The sequence below is a fragment of the Pseudomonas sp. W2I6 genome, assembly GCF_030815935.1.
Classification (GTDB): Bacteria; Pseudomonadota; Gammaproteobacteria; order Pseudomonadales; family Pseudomonadaceae; genus Aquipseudomonas.
In genome coordinates this window covers 2,645,363-2,661,094 of record NZ_JAUSXJ010000001.1, presented here as the reverse complement: position 1 = coordinate 2,661,094, position 15,732 = coordinate 2,645,363, and the positions used below count along the sequence as shown (strand labels likewise).

General features: G+C 58.5%; 14 protein-coding genes. 7 read left to right on the top strand and 7 right to left on the bottom strand.

Features of this window, described 5'->3' with window-relative positions; translation table 11 throughout:
- On the bottom strand, positions 1-1,101 hold the full coding sequence (locus QF039_RS12460) for an alkene reductase (protein WP_307518460.1): 1,101 nt from the start codon (positions 1,099-1,101) through the stop codon (positions 1-3).
- Positions 1,102-1,338: 237 nt separating this feature from the next.
- On the opposite strand from QF039_RS12460, the gene QF039_RS12455 reads away from it, so the two are divergent.
- On the top strand, positions 1,339-2,241 hold the full coding sequence (locus QF039_RS12455; protein ID WP_307518458.1) for a LysR family transcriptional regulator: 903 nt from the start codon (positions 1,339-1,341) through the stop codon (positions 2,239-2,241).
- A gap of 14 nt (positions 2,242-2,255) precedes the next feature.
- Here QF039_RS12455 and QF039_RS12450 read toward each other — a convergent pair whose 3' ends face one another.
- From QF039_RS12450 to QF039_RS12425, 6 genes are all read right to left on the bottom strand, one after another.
- Complete coding sequence (locus tag QF039_RS12450; protein WP_307518457.1) at positions 2,256-2,675, bottom strand: SRPBCC family protein; 420 nt, start codon at positions 2,673-2,675, stop codon at positions 2,256-2,258.
- Between the two features lie 28 nt (positions 2,676-2,703).
- Positions 2,704-3,960, bottom strand: a complete 1,257-nt coding sequence (locus QF039_RS12445; RefSeq protein ID WP_373462077.1) for an Nramp family divalent metal transporter — start codon at positions 3,958-3,960, stop codon at positions 2,704-2,706.
- A 39-nt stretch (positions 3,961-3,999) separates the two neighbouring features.
- Positions 4,000-4,377, bottom strand: coding sequence for a hypothetical protein (locus QF039_RS12440; RefSeq protein WP_307518453.1), 378 nt, complete (start codon positions 4,375-4,377; stop codon positions 4,000-4,002).
- A complete protein-coding gene (locus tag QF039_RS12435; protein WP_307518451.1) occupies positions 4,374-5,432 on the bottom strand; it encodes an L-dopachrome tautomerase-related protein in 1,059 nt (352 codons plus the stop codon). Before QF039_RS12435 ends, QF039_RS12440 begins: the two co-directional genes overlap by 4 nt.
- Positions 5,429-5,869 (bottom strand): cupin domain-containing protein, encoded by a 441-nt coding sequence (locus QF039_RS12430; RefSeq protein ID WP_307518449.1) that lies wholly within the window; start codon positions 5,867-5,869, stop codon positions 5,429-5,431. Before QF039_RS12430 ends, QF039_RS12435 begins: the two co-directional genes overlap by 4 nt.
- Positions 5,870-6,051: 182 nt before the next feature.
- Positions 6,052-6,582 carry an FUSC family protein gene (locus QF039_RS12425; RefSeq protein WP_307518447.1) on the bottom strand — a complete coding sequence of 177 codons (531 nt, stop codon included), beginning with the start codon at positions 6,580-6,582 and terminating at the stop codon, positions 6,052-6,054.
- 203 nt (positions 6,583-6,785) lie between these two features.
- On the opposite strand from QF039_RS12425, the gene QF039_RS12420 reads away from it, so the two are divergent.
- From QF039_RS12420 to QF039_RS12395, 6 genes are all read left to right on the top strand, one after another.
- Complete coding sequence (locus QF039_RS12420) at positions 6,786-7,880, top strand: zinc-dependent alcohol dehydrogenase family protein (RefSeq protein ID WP_307518445.1); 1,095 nt, start codon at positions 6,786-6,788, stop codon at positions 7,878-7,880.
- 11 nt (positions 7,881-7,891) lie between these two features.
- The gene (gabD, locus tag QF039_RS12415) at positions 7,892-9,370 is read left to right on the top strand and encodes an NADP-dependent succinate-semialdehyde dehydrogenase (RefSeq protein ID WP_307518443.1); all 1,479 of its coding nucleotides are present in this window, start codon (positions 7,892-7,894) and stop codon (positions 9,368-9,370) included.
- Between the two features lie 324 nt (positions 9,371-9,694).
- On the top strand, positions 9,695-9,832 hold the full coding sequence (locus tag QF039_RS12410; protein ID WP_307518441.1) for a hypothetical protein: 138 nt from the start codon (positions 9,695-9,697) through the stop codon (positions 9,830-9,832).
- Positions 9,833-10,014: 182 nt separating this feature from the next.
- Positions 10,015-11,160, top strand: coding sequence for an efflux RND transporter periplasmic adaptor subunit (locus tag QF039_RS12405; protein WP_307518439.1), 1,146 nt, complete (start codon positions 10,015-10,017; stop codon positions 11,158-11,160).
- Entirely contained in the window at positions 11,157-14,339 is a 3,183-nt protein-coding gene (locus QF039_RS12400; RefSeq protein WP_307518438.1) for an efflux RND transporter permease subunit, read from the top strand. Before QF039_RS12405 ends, QF039_RS12400 begins: the two co-directional genes overlap by 4 nt.
- Positions 14,332-15,714: an efflux transporter outer membrane subunit gene (locus QF039_RS12395; protein WP_307518435.1), complete on the top strand. Its 1,383-nt coding sequence runs from the start codon at positions 14,332-14,334 to the stop codon at positions 15,712-15,714. The genes QF039_RS12400 and QF039_RS12395 overlap by 8 nt, the downstream gene beginning before the upstream one ends.
- Positions 15,715-15,732 lie beyond the last annotated feature (18 nt).

Sequence of the window (15,732 nt, the reverse complement as noted above, 5' to 3'; positions counted from 1 at the left end):
TCAAACGATCGAGTAGGTCGGGTAGTCGGTATACCCATTGGCTCCACCACCATAGCTCAGTGCCCGGTCTGGTTTTAACAACGGCCAGTTATTTTTCAGGCGCTCAACCAGATCAGGGTTTGCGATGAAAGGCTCTCCGAACGCTGCGATATCGATCAACCCATCGCGCAAGAATTGCTCTGCACGTTCTTTGGTCATGCCCCCTGCGAGAACCAGTATTCCGTGGTAGCAGCTGCGAAATTTTTTCAGAAAATCGCCTGGAATCGGCGAGCTGCCACGCGACAGCTGATCCATGAAATGGACGTAGGCCAACCCACGCCTGGAAAGCTGATCGGCGACATACAGGTAGGTCTCTTCGATATCCTCGTACAGCCCCATATCGAACAGGCCACCAAAGGGCGACAGGCGTATGGCCGTGCGTTGCGCACCAATTCGCTCAATGACGCTATCGACCACTTCCAACAAGAAGCGTGAGCGGTTTTCGAGGGTATCGCTGCGGTACTCATCCGTGCGGTCATTGACCAGTGGATTGAGGAACTGCTCGATCAGATAGCCATTAGCCCCATGCAGTTCAATGCCATCGAAGCCAGCATCAATAGCATTCGCGGCTGCCTGGGCAAAGTCACGGATCACCTCTTTGACTTCGTGTGTGCTGAGGGCGCGGGGTTTGGAGACATCAACCGGCCCGGGCTCGCCACGCTCAGTCATGCCCCAGGCTTGGGAGTTGCGGGCAATCTGAGAGGTCGAGCTGACCGGCGCAATACCGTCTGGTTGAATGCTGACATGGGAGACACGCCCGACATGCCATAGCTGCGTAAAGATTACGCCGCCGGCATCGTGGACCGCCTGCGTCACTTTTCGCCAGCCATTGATCTGTGGCGTGGTGTAGATGCCGGGGATGGCCAGAAACCCCTCGGCCGTGCGCGAAATCGGAGTGCCCTCGGTAATGATCAATCCGGCGCTGGCTCGTTGGCTGTAGTAGAGCGCAGTGAGGCCGTTGGCAACACCTTCGGGTGCGCGGGCGCGGGTCATCGGCGCCATTGCGATGCGATTGCGCAGCGTCAACGCGCCGACTTGGCAGTGTTCAAATAATGAGTTCATGGGATCCCGTCCTTTCCTGATGATGCTCAAGAAAGTAGGCGCATTGATGCTGATTGATAATCCGGTGCGGCTGAAAATGATCTGTGAGGCCATTTCACAAGTTGGAAAGCTGGGTCTGTAATCGCTCAGTGTGGAATGTGCTTCACAAGTCTAGTGACTGATAAGCCCATTATCCTGAAATACTTCCCGGTATCGCTTGTGATATTTTTTCACAAATCGATGCGATGGAGAAAAAATGTGGATAACAGGGCGGGCGAGATGCTGGTCTTTGTGCGGGTCGTCGATGCCGGCAGCTTTTCGCAAGCGGCGCGTCAGATGCTGATGACACCTTCAACGGTCAGTAAACTGATTGTTCGTCTGGAGTTGCGTCTGGGCGTTCGTCTGCTTGAGCGCTCGACACGTAAACTGTCGCTGACCGATGAGGGACGTATTTACTACGAGCGCAGTAACGCTTTGCTGGCAGAACTCGATGATGTCGAAAGAGTGTTGGCACAAGGCGCACAGAAAGCACGCGGAACCGTGCGAATCAATGCATCGGTAGCGTTTGGCACGCTGGCAATCGAACCCAATTTGCCGGCCTTCTGGGAAGCCCATCCCAACATTCAGATCAATCTGTCCTTGTCCGATGATATCGTCGACATGTACCTGGATCGTACCGATATTGCCTTCCGGGTAGGTGTATTAAATGATTCAACGCTACGAGCGAGGAAGATCGGTATCGCTCGGCGAAAGATCGTTGCATCCCCGGCTTATCTGGAAAAATACGGGGTTCCTGACACCCTTGAAGACCTCGCCGAGCATAATTGTCTGAGCTTCAACTTTCGGCGTTCCAGCCCCGTGTGGCCCATGCATCAGAGTGGCCGCATCGTTGATCGGATCGTCCAGGGCAACCTGCAAGCCAACAATGGCGAGACCGTTCGGCGTATGGCTATCGCGGGGGTGGGGATTGCCCGATTGGCGGACTTTCACATCGATGAGGATCTCGCCGCTGGCCGGCTGGTCGAGGTGCTCGCGCAAACCGGTCATGACTGCGAGGAGGTCCATGCGTTGTATCAGGGAGGACAGCATGTGCCCCAGCGCATCCGAACGTTCCTCGACTTTATGGTGCCGCGTCTGCAAGCGTTCATGAATCGGGGGTGAGCCGCGTGCCGTCGTCAGTCCGTGGATTCGACGACGGCCTTCAGGCGCTCCAGCCCTGCGCGGTAGAGTGCCTCGAAATGCCCGATGACCTCGGCCTCATCTGCGCCCTGGACGAGAAACGTGCTGGACCAGGACGCCAGCGTCCCCCCTTTGCCATCGTCCTTTGCTGACATCGTGCCCACATAATCAGTGACCGGCGAGGGCCCCTCAAGCAGGGCGTAGCTGTAATGCTTTTCGTCTTCATCGAACGTGAGCAAACGCTCGAGAATGATCGCACCGTCGGCGGTTTTCAGGTGACGCAAACGTCCGCCATCACTGAGAGTGCTGCTCGCGATGACATCGAGCCAGCGGGGTAGCCAATCAAACCCGCCGAGTAGCGACCAGACCTGTTCGGCTGGACGTGCAATGCTAATCAAGATACGGACTTCACTCATGTTTTTAACCTGTATGGGAGGAGGGCATTCAAAGAATGACTGATGTAACCAACCAGAGATTGGCGGCGCTGATCAGCAGGAAAATGCACCAGGCCATGACGGCGACCGGGCGTGAGATAGCAAAATCACCCATCAGCGTTTTATCGCTGGTGAAACGAATCAACGGATACACCGCAAACGGCAGTTGCACTGACAACACCACCTGAGAAAACACCAACAGATCACCCACCGCGGCGTCGCCCAGCCAGAGAATCCCGCACAGCGCTGGCACCATGGCCAACAGGCGGGTGGCTACGCGCTGTTTCCACAATGCAACTTTCAGCTTCAAGAACCCTTCGAGCACAACCTGGCCGGCGAGGGTGCCGGTCAACGTTGCGCTTTGGCCTGAGGCGAGGAGTGCCAGGGCGAACAGCACGGCAGAGATGGCCACACCTGTCAGGGGGGCCAGTAATTGATGGGCCTGCTCGATCCCGCCAATGTCGGTGTGCCCGCTGTCGTGGAAGACGGCTGCGGCCACCAGCAGAATGGCAACTTGCACGGCTGCCGCAATTGAAAGCGCGCGGATCGTATCGTTGGAACCCCGGCGCAGGGACCGTTTTACTTGCTCGCTGTCGTGCGTAATATTATTGGATCGGGCCAGTGAAGAGTGCAGGTACAGATTGTGGGGCATGACGGTGGCGCCGATGATACCCACCGCGATGAACAGTGCCCCTGGCTGAGCCAGCGTGTCCAATGAAGGAATGAACCCTCGAAACATGGCGTTTACATCAAGCGTGATCAATGCCAGCTCAATGGCGAAGCACAGGACAATGGTCGCCACCAGGGCCAGGACGATCTTCTGCACTCGGCCATTGGCGGCACCCTTCAAGCCGAGGATGACCAGTGTGCTGACAGCCGTCAGCACGATGCCGAGGGCCATTGGCAAGTTGAACAGTAATTTGAACGCCAGCGCCGCGCCCAGGACCTCGGCAATATCGGTGGCAATGATGGCAATTTCTGCCATTGCCCAATGCGCGAGTGTGGCTGGTCGGCCGTAGCGAAGACGACAGGTCTGGGCAAGATCCTGACCCGTGACGACGCCCAGACGCAAAGCCAGTGTTTGCAAAAGCATGGCCGCCAGACTCGACAACACCACCATGAACAGCAGGCTGTAACCGAACTGAGCGCCAGCAGCGATACCGGTGGCCCAGTTGCCGGGATCCATGTAACCCACTGCAATCAACAGTCCGGGACCCATCAGCAGCGAAAGGCGCCCAGGGGCTGTAGATTGTTTATTGGCGGGCATTCCGGGGTGCTCCGACAACGAGGTTTTTGCCATCATCGATCAGTCCGCCCTTCGTGGTCTCAAAAGATGGGGCGCGCGCGCCAGCACCAAGGTATGGATGAACAGTAGAAGACCTGCAACCGACAGGGTTTGCGAAACTCGCCCGCTCAAACATTGGGCCAGCAGCAAGCAAACCAGAGCAGCCAATTGGGTCAGTAAGCGGTGGGCCAACACGGTTCGTGAGGAATTCGCCACGTCGAACAGGCAGCCCGGCCATTGGGTCGGCCTGGCTCGCGAGAGCGTTATGGCCGCGATCGCCACCACGGCGTAGATCGAAATGCCGATACCCGTACCGCCCTCAATCAGCAGCAAGCCTGCAGTGCTGGCCGTCATCAACAGCAGTGCAATAACAACTGACACAACGTGGCGCTTGCTCATAGTGTTGCGCTCAACTCCATCGGTGCGCTCACCCGCAAACGCAGAACATGGAACGGCGGCTGGCTGTCATCCTCACCCGCATTGAGCAGTGGGTGGCGGTGCAACTGGTTAGCCGTGATGTAGAGCCATTCCCCCTGGGCATCGAGCTCAACGCCGTCCGGCCAGGCGAGTAATCGATCGTCTTGGGCAAGAATGCGGTAGCCGGCAGGCGACGCTAGCCCAATCGCATTATTCGCGATGTCGGTGACATAGACGTTGCCCTCTGCGTCGACATCAAACCCGTCGCAATGAGGCTTGTCGCACCAATACTCAACGGCCTCGCTCAGCGGGGCGATGCCTGCGGGTTCTGCAAGGACTTCGGTGGCTACCCGATAGACCTTGCGTGCCGACATCGAACCGAAATAGACCCAGCGGCCCAACGGGTCGATCGCGATGGGATTGAGGCCGTAGCGGTAAGGAATGATTTCGCCTTCTGGCGTACGCAGCGAAAGGGCTTTTCCACCGATCATCAGCGGCACATCTCCAGGCATCAACCCGGGGTAGCACTCAAGCGATCGCCACGAAAGACCTGTTTGCAGGTCGACCACGACAATGGCCGGATAGTCGCTTTCACCGTTGGGGTTCATCGTCATGTCGGCGATGTAAATGCGCTGACGCCGCCAATCGATCACGAAGTCCTGAGTGAAAGAACTTGGGCGAAGCACGTTCTGCGGCAGCACGATCAGGCGGTGCAGGCGATCTTCTCGATCATTCCAGGCGATGAGGCGCGGCTGTAGGCCCGGTCCGCCCATATCGAGTATCCAGACGATCCCTTGAGGGTCGGTGCGGATGCCGATCACTGCGGACATCCCGCGACCGTCCGTACCCGGTTTGCCCGCCCAGGTTTCATTGGGGTAGGCCGGATGCTGACCCTCTAGGGCCACCGCTCGCACCGAGATGTCCGGTGCGATGATGGCGGATACCGACACCAGCACCCGCCCATCCGGCATCACCGTCGGGTTGCCCGGGCGCTCAACCGGAAACGTCGCAAAAATCTCCAGTTGATGGGTGTTCATGACAGAGCCTTGACGAAGGAAGCTGCGGTGCCCGCGGTCGGGTCGACGAAGATGATGTCGCTTGGATCGCGACGCGGAGTGTCGACCGACACCATGAACAGTGGGTGCTCAAGGATCTCTGGCATGCCGTGGATAGTGAACCTCTTGAAGAACAGCATCTCGCCGGGACCGACTTCGAACGGTTCACGGTCTCCCATGAAAAACCTGGCGCGCCCGGACATTACGATGAGGTATTCATCACAGGTCGCGTGGTAATGTGCAGGTGTCGGGTGGTAGACACGAAAGACCCGGGCGCTGGCCTCGTCTTCGTCGGTCAGTCGTGAGTCAACCAGCAGCGTGTCGGCGGTCTCGGGGAACGTCTTGACGATCGCATCGAGATCAAACGAGGCATGGGGCGCAGCCTCTACCAGTTTTTTTCGGGTGCTTGCTTCGGTCATCTTGAAACCCTTATTCAGGTGTCCTTTTCAGGGGACGCTGCGATGTTGTTTGTGGGGTCAGGATAAGCATTGAACTGATTGCGGAGAACGCTGCGAGGGGGCACAAGATTTGAGAATTGAAATAACAACTGTGCTTTAACCAGAGCGCTTGGGAGCTGATCAGACGTACCCCGACTCGCCGCTCAGTGCCTTGTGGAATCAGGCCAGAGCCGCCGGACTCTCGTTTCGAGTGCTGCGATCACGATAGCCGTCGTCGAGCCCAGTGTGACCTCCAGAAAACGCATCAGTGCTGTCTCCCAGATGGCCGAGCCCACATCCTTGCTCAACAGAATGATGACCGCAGTCCACAGCCCAACCCGCCATTGTGGACGATTGGCGATTACCGCCGCAGTCACCGCCGTGACGACCATTAGCTCGATAGGGGTCGCCAGGTGAAGATGTTGCATGAGCATCTGACAGGCGATCGCCAGTGTCGCTCCCAGCGCTGTGCCAATCACCCGATTACAGAACTCGGAAAAGGTGTCACCCAGGTTTTCCTTGCTGGTGATCAAGGCTGAGACAGGCGCCCATAACGGTTGATGGAGCTGCAAAAGGAGCGCCACACCAAAAGCCAGACCCGCTGTAAGGGAGGAGCGAGCAGCGCATACGAACACGATACGGATTCGTGTTCCGCGCGATGGGTCGGTGACGACTTGATGAGGGAGTTCTGACATGCGGCGTCCAGCAACGTAAGAGTAACAACGTCACCACTATAAGTGCATCCAGAGCGCCCGTTTTGCGAATTCAATTCCAAACAGCTGCTCCCGGCGATGCGTTTCTGACACGGGCTGCCTGCGGCATAGTGGTGGGTACTCACTATCGAGTCCAGCTGCGTCGGAGACGAAAGATGCAAGTCAGAGCTGCTGTTCTAAGACACATGAATGTCAAGCCGCCTTATGCCCAGAGCAAGCCGATTGTGATTGAGACTATCGAGCTGGCGCCTCCGGGGCCGGGCGAAGTGCTGGTGCGTATCCGTGCCGCAGGCCTTTGTCATTCCGACCTTTCGGTGATCAATGGCGACCGCCCTCGGCCGATGCCCATGGCGCTCGGCCATGAGGCTGCTGGCGTGGTCGAAGCGTTGGGCGAAGGGGTCAGTGACCTTGAGCCGGGCGATCACGTGGTCATGGTGTTCATGCCCAGTTGCGGCCATTGCCTGCCGTGCGCCGAAGGTCGCCCGGCCCTCTGTGAGCCGGGTGCAAAAGCGAATGCGGCCGGTACGCTGATCAACGGTTCAGTGCGTTTGAGCAATCCTGTGGGGCCCGTGCATCATCATTTGGGTGTCTCGGCGTTTGCCGAATACGCCGTGGTGTCGCGCAACTCGGTGGTCAAGATCGATCGCGATCTGCCTTTTGTCGAAGCGGCACTGTTTGGTTGCGCGGTGTTGACTGGGGTCGGCGCCGTGGTCAATACCGCGCAATTGCGGGTCGGTTCAACTGCTGTGGTGATTGGTCTGGGTGGCGTCGGCCTTGCGTCAGTGCTGGGTGCAAGAGCTGCCGGGGCGAGCAAAATCATCGCCGTTGACCTGTCACCGGAGAAGCTCGCCCTTGCCAAAGACGTCGGCGCCACCGCGGTGGTCAACGGCGGCGACCCGGACGCCGTTGAGCAGGTGCTGCAACTCACCGGTGGCGGCGCCGACTATGTCTTCGAAATGGCCGGTTCGATCCGGGCACTCGATAACGCCATGAAAATGACCAAGCGCGGTGGCATGACCGTGACTGCAGGTCTGCCGCCGCCAGGTTCGGCACTCTCTGTCAATGTGGTTCAGTTGGTGGGCGAGGAGCGCACCCTCAAAGGCAGTTACATCGGTACATGCGTGCCGATCCGCGATATTCCGCGGTTCATTGAGCTCTATCGCGATGGTCGCTTGCCGGTGGATCGGTTGCTGAGCGGCCGACTCAAACTGGACGACATCAACGAAGGCTTCGACCGCCTGCATGACGGCAGCGCGGTGCGTCAGGTCATTGAATTTTGAGGAGTGACAGCATGGCCGATACAAACTTCCTGGCAACGCTCGACGACCCCACGTTGTTCCGTGAGGCGAACTACATCAATGGCCTGTGGCTGGAGGTGGGTGAGGGACGCAGCATTACCGTTACTAACCCGGCCACCGGTAAGGTACTGGGGCGCGTGCCTTCATTTGGGGCCAGTGAGACCGCCCTGGCCATCGCCGCCGCCAAGCGCGCGCAACCGGCGTGGCGAGCGCTTACTGCCAAAGAGCGCGCGGTCAAACTGCGCCACTTGTTCGAATTGATGATCACCCACCGCGAAGACCTTGCGCGGATCATGACGGCCGAACAAGGCAAGCCGCTGGCCGAAAGTCGTGGCGAGATTACCTATGCCGCGTCTTTCATTGAATGGTTCGCGGAGGAGGGCAAGCGTGTTTATGGCGATACCATCGCCTCCCATTCAACGAGCAGCCGCATCATCGTTCAGAAAGAACCCATCGGGGTGTTTGCCGCGATCACCCCGTGGAACTTCCCGGCAGCGATGATCACCCGCAAGGCCGGGCCAGGCTGGGCAGCCGGTTGCACCGGTGTATTGCGTCCTGCCAGTCAGACACCTTTTTCGGCGATTGCCATTGCAGTGTTGGCCGAGCGCGCCGGTCTGCCTGCCGGCGTGTGCAACGTGATTACCGGGCCGGGCAGTGAAATCGGCGCCGAGCTGACCTCCAACCCAGACGTGCGCAAGTTGTCCTTTACCGGTAGTACCGAGGTCGGTGCCACTCTGTTGGCCCAATGCGCACCAACGATCAAAAAGACCAGCATGGAGCTTGGCGGCAACGCACCCTTTATCGTGTTTGACGATGCTGATCTGGATGCGGCGGTGCAGGGGGCGCTCGCGTCCAAGTACCGAAACGCCGGGCAGACCTGTGTGTGCGCCAACCGTCTGCTGGTCCAGGACGGTATCTACGATGCTTTCGCCGCGAAACTGAAAACCGCCGTCGAGGCGCTGAAAGTGGGCGGCGGATTTGAGAATGGTGTGACGGTCGGCCCGCTGATTGACGACGCTGCCGTGCGCAAGGCTGAGGAGCATGTCGCCGATGCCGTTGAGCGCGGCGCCTCTGTCCTGGTAGGTGGCGAGCGTCATCCATTGGGGGGTAGTTTCTACCGGCCGACGATCCTAGTGAACGTGCCAAGGGAGTCAAAGGTGTTCCGTGAAGAGACGTTCGGTCCCGTGGCACCGCTGTTCCGTTTCAGCACCGAGGCGCAAGCCATCGAGATGGCCAACGACACTGAGTTCGGCTTGGCTTCGTATTTCTACAGCCGTGATATCGGTCGGATCATGCGGGTGGCCGAGGCGCTTGAATGCGGCATCGTCGGGATCAATGAAGGGTTGATCTCGACGGAAGTAGCGCCGTTCGGAGGGGTGAAGTCGTCAGGTCTTGGTCGTGAAGGCTCCAAGTACGGAATTGAAGACTATCTTGAAATCAAATACCTCTGCCTGGGGGGGACTGATCGCTGACAGGTGTTTAGGGAGATGGCGGCCAGGCCATCTCCTTTTTTATTATTTATATAGTTCCATTCCCCTCCAGTTATTCACCCGAGTTCTCAGTTGAATACAATAATCTTTTGTTGGCGTCTTTCCCTCGCTGAACCATTAGTGAATACGCTTCACAGGTTTTTGGCGTGCCAGTGTAGCTTCGCACGGTAGAACTTTCGCAGGTCCCGTGCTAGAGCACCCGCTCTTGCTTTTTGGTCAATATTCTTTTCCCATTCATGCGGTTTATCTTCTCTCTGCGGTATCGGAAAATCCTTTCCTACTTAATCGCTACCGAGAAAACCACACATGACCTACTTCAAAAAAACCGTTGCTCTGCTCGCTACTCTGGCGGCCCTTTCTACGTCCTTGGCAATTCATGCGGAAGAATCCGGTGCCTTTGTCGAGCGTAATAAATCATACGGTGAAAGTTCGGACCAACGTTAAGTCTCCCGTTTCACATCGCTGTCGACACTTAATTAAATGAACTGAAGTTTTAATTCGTTCGATTCGTGGGCCATCAAATGATGTTTGTTCAGTGGCCAACTGTGGAGAGTACTAACGTGAACTTGCATACAACGGGGAAGTTGGCAACATCGTCCTCAGTCAAATCGAAGGTAATCAAAGGCGTGGCGTTATCCGCCATCAGTCTTTCGCTGCTGGCGGCCTTGACCGGCTGTGGGCCGGACAACGCCAGCAGTACGCCTGTTGCACCGAGTGTGACGGTCAGCCAACCGGTCAAGTCAGTGATCACTGACTGGGACAGTTTTACCGGGCGCTTCGAGGCGACCGATTCGGTGGAGGTTCGCTCGCGGGTCAGCGGCTATCTGGAGAAAGTCGCGTTTCAGGATGGCGCCATCGTCAAGAAGGGAGACTTGCTGTTCGTGATCGATTCGCGTTCGTTCCAGGCTGCCGTGGTCCAGGCGCAGGGCAAGCTGTCTCAAGTGCGCTCGCAACTGGCACTCGCCGAGCAGGAATTCGCCCGGGCCAATGTGTTGATCGAATCGAAAACCATCGCTCGCAGTCTCTACGACCAACGCTTGCAGGCGCGTCAGGCCGCGCAAGCCGAAGTCCTCAGTGCCGAGGGGGCGTTGAGCGCAGCCAAGCTGGATCTGGAATTCACCCGCATCACTGCGCCCATGAGCGGCCGGATCAGCCGCAAGCTGATCAGTGAAGGCAACCTGGTCAACGGCGGCAACAGCAGCGCCACGTTGCTGACCACCATCGTTTCGATTGACCCGATTGATATTTACTTCGATATCGATGAACAGAGCTACCTCAAATACCGTCGACAGGTGAAGACTGCTGCCAACCAGAGCCAGGTGCGAATTGCCTTGCCGGGTGAAGCCGAACCGAGCATGACCGGGCGCATGGACTTCATCGACAACCGGCTCGATCCGTCCACCGGCACCTTGCGCCAGCGTGCCCGGGTCAGCAATAAAGACCTGCAGTTGAGCCCGGGGCAATTTGGCCGGGTGCAGTTCTCCAGCCAGGCGGCTTACCCGGCATTGTTGCTGCCGGACACCGCGATCACCGTCGATGCAACCCGCAAAGTCGTTTATGTGCTTAACCCGCAGAACAAAGTCGAAATACGCCCGGTGACCCTCGGCAAATTGCATAACGGTTTGCGCGAGATTTCCAGCGGTTTGCAGGAGCAGGATAGGGTGATCGTCGATGGACTGCAGCGCGTCCGCGCTGGTGATACAGCGACGGCCCAGGATCGCGTGTTGGCCCAAGCCGCGAAAACCCCTGAAACCCAAGGGGCGCCGTTATGAGCCTTGGACGCACATCCATCGAACAACCGGTGCTGGCGATTGTGCTTTCAATCGTCTTGATGATTATCGGTGGCTTGGCTTATCTGGTCTTGCCGACGTCCGAGTACCCGGACATCGCACCGCCGACCGTAGTCGTCACTGCGACTTACCCCGGCGCTTCAGCACAAACTGTGGCCGAGACCCTGGCGATTCCCATCGAGCAGGAGGTCAACGGTGTTGAAGACATGCTCTACATGTACAGCCAGGCGACGTCCGATGGCAGCCTCAACCTGACCGTGACCTTCAAGAGTGGCACAGATGTCGACAAGGCTCAGGTGTTGGTGCAGAACCGTGTGGCGCTGGCCACGCCGCGTTTGCCGGAACCGGTGCAGCGCAGTGGTGTGACGGTGCGCAAATCATCGCCGACGCAGCTGTCGACGATCTTCATCTCCTCGCCGAAGGGCACTTACGACCAACTTTACGTTTCGAACTTTGCGATCCGCAACGTCGCTGATGTCCTCAAGCGTATCGACGGTGTCGGCGACATCAACCCGCTGGGGGCTCGCGAATATTCCATGCGCATCTGGCTCGATCCAGAGCGCGTTGCGGCCTTCAACCTGACGCCGGCAGAGATCATCGCTGCCGTGCGTTCGCAAAACACCCAGGTGGCCGGTGGGGTGATCGCTCAGCCTCCGGTGGCGTCCCAAGCGTTTCAGCCAAACCTGATTTTCGAGGGGCGACTGAAAGAGCCAGCCGACTTCGACAACATCGTCCTCAAGTCGGGTGATGCTGGGCGCCTTGTGCGTCTCAAGGATGTCGCGCGCACGGAAATCGCCGGGCTGGCATACGTCAACAACACCTATTACTTGCGTAACCCGGCGATCGGCTTGCAAGTGCTACAACGTCCGGGCGCCAATGCCCTGGCAACCATGAAAGTGGTCGAAGAGACCATGGAAAAAATCAGTAAGGACTTCCCGGAAGGCATCGAATACAGCATCGGTTACAACCCGACAGCGTTTATTGCCGACAGCATCGGTGAGCTGGGCAAGACCATCTACGAGGCCGTCATCCTCGTGGTGCTGGTGATCATGATTTTTTTGCAAGGCTGGCGGCCGTCGATCATTCCGATCCTGGCCATCCCCGTGTCGCTGGTCGGTACCTTCGCGGTCATGGCGATGCTCGGTTACTCGATCAACAACCTGACCCTGTTCGGGCTGGTGCTGGCCGTGGGGATCGTGGTCGACAACGCGATTGTGGTGGTGGAGAACGTTGAGCGACATCTGGCCGATGGCAAGAACCCGCTGGAAGCGACCATCATAACCATGCAGGAAATCGGCGGCGCGTTGATCGCCATTACCCTGGTGTTATGTGCGGTGTTTATTCCGACCGCGTTCATTCCGGGTATCTCTGGTGAGTTCTTCCGCCAGTTCGGGATCACGATTGCGGTGGCCACAGCGATCTCGCTGTTCAATTCGGTCACGCTGTCTCCAGCGTTGGCGGCGATGATTCTGCGCCGACATGATCCTGAAGCCCATCAGAAGCCGAAAAAAGGCGTCTTTGGTGTACTTAAGCGTGCCGCTGATGGCTTCAACAGCGGCTTCCTGAAACTCTCTTCAGGCTACGCCGGCAGTGTGCGTGGCCTCGTGGCAAAAACTCCGTTGATGCTGGCGATTTACGCGGTGCTGATTGCCGCGACCGCTTATCTGATGGTGTCGACGCCCAAGGGCTTCATCCCGGTTCAGGATCGTGGCTACCTGGTGGTCATCGTGCAGCTCCCTGACGGTGCCTCTCTGGAGCGGACCAACGAAATTTCTCAGCAGATCGAGGCGATTGCCCTGGATGTGCCGGGTGTGGACCGAGTACCGACGTTCTCCGGTTTCTCGATGGTGACCGGTACCAGCTCATCGAACTCGGCCGGTCTGGCGCCCGTGTTCCAGCCGTGGTCCGTGCGTAAGTTGGACGGGTTGACGTCGGACAAGATTGCCGAAGACTTGCGTGAACGCTTGAAAGCGGTCAGCGGTGCAACGGTCATTGTCGCCACGCCACCACCGGTTCAAGGCTTGGGTAGCACGGGCGGCTTCTCCATGCGTTTGCAGGATACTGCCGGGCTGGGTACGGAAGCATTGGCCAAGGCAACCGATGACCTGATTGCTGCCGCCAACGCCACTCAAGGCATGACCGGCGTCTATTCACCGTTCTCGGCCCGGACGCCACAGGTGTTCGTTGAACTGGATCGCGAACGCGCCGAAATGCTCGGTGTGCCAAGCAGCCAGATCAACCAGGCGATTGAAACGTACTTTGGTTCGTCTTACATCAACGATTTCAACCTCGTGGGACGTACTTATCGAGTGACGGCGCAGGCGGATTTGCCGTACAGGGTCACGCCAGAGGATCTGTCACGGGTCAAAGTGCGCAACGATGCTGGCCAGATGGTGCCGATTGCCAGTGTGACACGTCTGCATGAGGCTCTGGGTGTGGAGCGATTCCCGCGCTACAACCTGTTTCCTACTGCGGAAATCAACGGCGATACATTGCCGGGACTGGGTTCCGAGTTCGGGATCAAGACGATGGAGCGCCTGGCTCAAGAGACGCTGCCGGCCGGTATCACTTACCAGTGGACCGACCTCAGTTACCAGCAAACCACTGCTGGCAACATGGGCCTGCTGGTCTTCCCGCTGTGTGTGATCTTTGTCTACCTGGTGTTGGCGGCGCAGTACGGCAGCTGGAGTCTGCCGCTGGCGATTCTGTTGATCGTGCCGATGTGTCTGCTGGCGGCTGCCGGTGGCGTACGTCTGATGGGGCAGGACATCAATATCCTGACTCAGATCGGTTTTATCGTACTGGTGGGACTGGCGGCGAAGAACGCGATTCTGATCGTCGAAGTGGCAAGGCAGCAGGAGAAAGAGGGGCAAGGCATCGTTGATGCAGTCGTCGAGGCATGTCGTCTTCGCTTGCGACCGATTCTGATGACCTCGCTGGCCTTCGTCTTGGGTGTGTTGCCATTGGTGATGTCCGAGGGCGCGGGTTCCGAGATGCGTCAGGCAGTCGGTTCGGCGGTGTTCTTCGGAATGATCGGCGTCACGCTGTTCGGTCTGTTGTTCACTCCGGTCTTCTATGTGTTGATCCGCCGAATGGCTGGTGGCGAGCGTCAGGCACAGCCTAAAACCCAACATTCTGAACAGGGCGTGGCCCATGAATAACTATCTCAGCGTTCCAGGTCTGTTACTTGGGGCCGCGCTACTGAGCGCCTGTACCTCCCCGGTCATGCCGCCCAAGAGCGACTTGCCGGTCGACAGTTTCGTCAACGCTCAAACGGCTGTACCCGCCAGCGTGACAGACAATTGGTGGAAGCTTTATCAGGACCCGTTGCTCGACCGTCTGGTGGAGCGCGCCCAAGGGGAAAACCTTGACCTGCAGATTGCGTTGGCGCGGATCGATGCCGGACGTGCCCTGCGCAACATCGCCGGAGCTTCCGGCAGCCCTCAGGTCGATTTGGGGGCGAGTGTCGCTCGTCAGCGTATCTCGGCTGATCAGGCAGGTTTCACCGACGCGCTGATCACCGAGCCGACCTCATTGGGGTTAAGTGCGGCCTGGGAAATCGATCTGTTCGGCCGCATCCGTGAAGGTGTGCGTGCTGCCGACGCCGACCTCAATGCGACCGAGGAAGAGGCGCGGGGCGTGCGGGTGGCGCTGATCACTGAAGTGGTCCAGGCCTATGCCGAAGCGCGAGGGCTGGAGGAGCGCCTGGCGATCGTCAAGCAAAGTGCGGCCAGCCAGGCTGAGACTTTGCAGCTGACTGAGCAGCTGTATGCGGCGGGGGACAGTCCTGAAGCGGATTTGCTTCGCGCCCGTTCGCAGTCGGACTCCACCGCCGCCCAGGTGCCAGCACTGCAACTGAACTGGCAACGGTCGCTGCATCGCTTGTCGGTGCTGCTCGCCCAGCCGACCGAGACGCTTTATCAGCAGTTCAAGGAGAGTCCGGCGAAGATCTCGACGGTGTCGTTGCTGGACGCTGGTACGCCTGCGGATCTGTTACGTCGGCGTCCTGATATACGCGCCGCCGAAGCACGTCTGATTGCGGCCTATGCGCGAGTCGGTGTGGCCAAGGCGGATCTGTTGCCGCGCTTGAGCCTGTCAGCGGCCCTGGGGTCTTTGATTGACGGTGTGAGCGCCGCCAATCTGGCCAGTTCGGCGTTTTGGTTGGCAGGTTTGAATGCCACCGTACCGGTGTTCGACGGCGGACGTCGGCGTAACGTGGTCGATCTTCGGGATGCCGAAGCGCGTCAGGCGTTGCTGAGCTATCGACGCACCGTGCTGACGGCCGTTTCCGAGGTGGAGTCAGCCTTGGCTGCTGCGCAACGCAATGCCGAGCGACAGACCTTTCTGTCGAGTGCGGCCAGTCAAGCCAGCTCAGCTGCCGAGCAGATTCAACGGGCCTGGCGGGCTGGGGAGACGCCGTTCCTTGATGTATTGCAGGCTCAGAGGGTGCAACTGACGGCGCAGAATGCGCTGTCGCAGGTCAAGACCGCACAGTGGCAGAATCAAGCGGCGTTGGTGAATGCGTTGGGCGGTTAACCGGGTTGTAGGACCTTG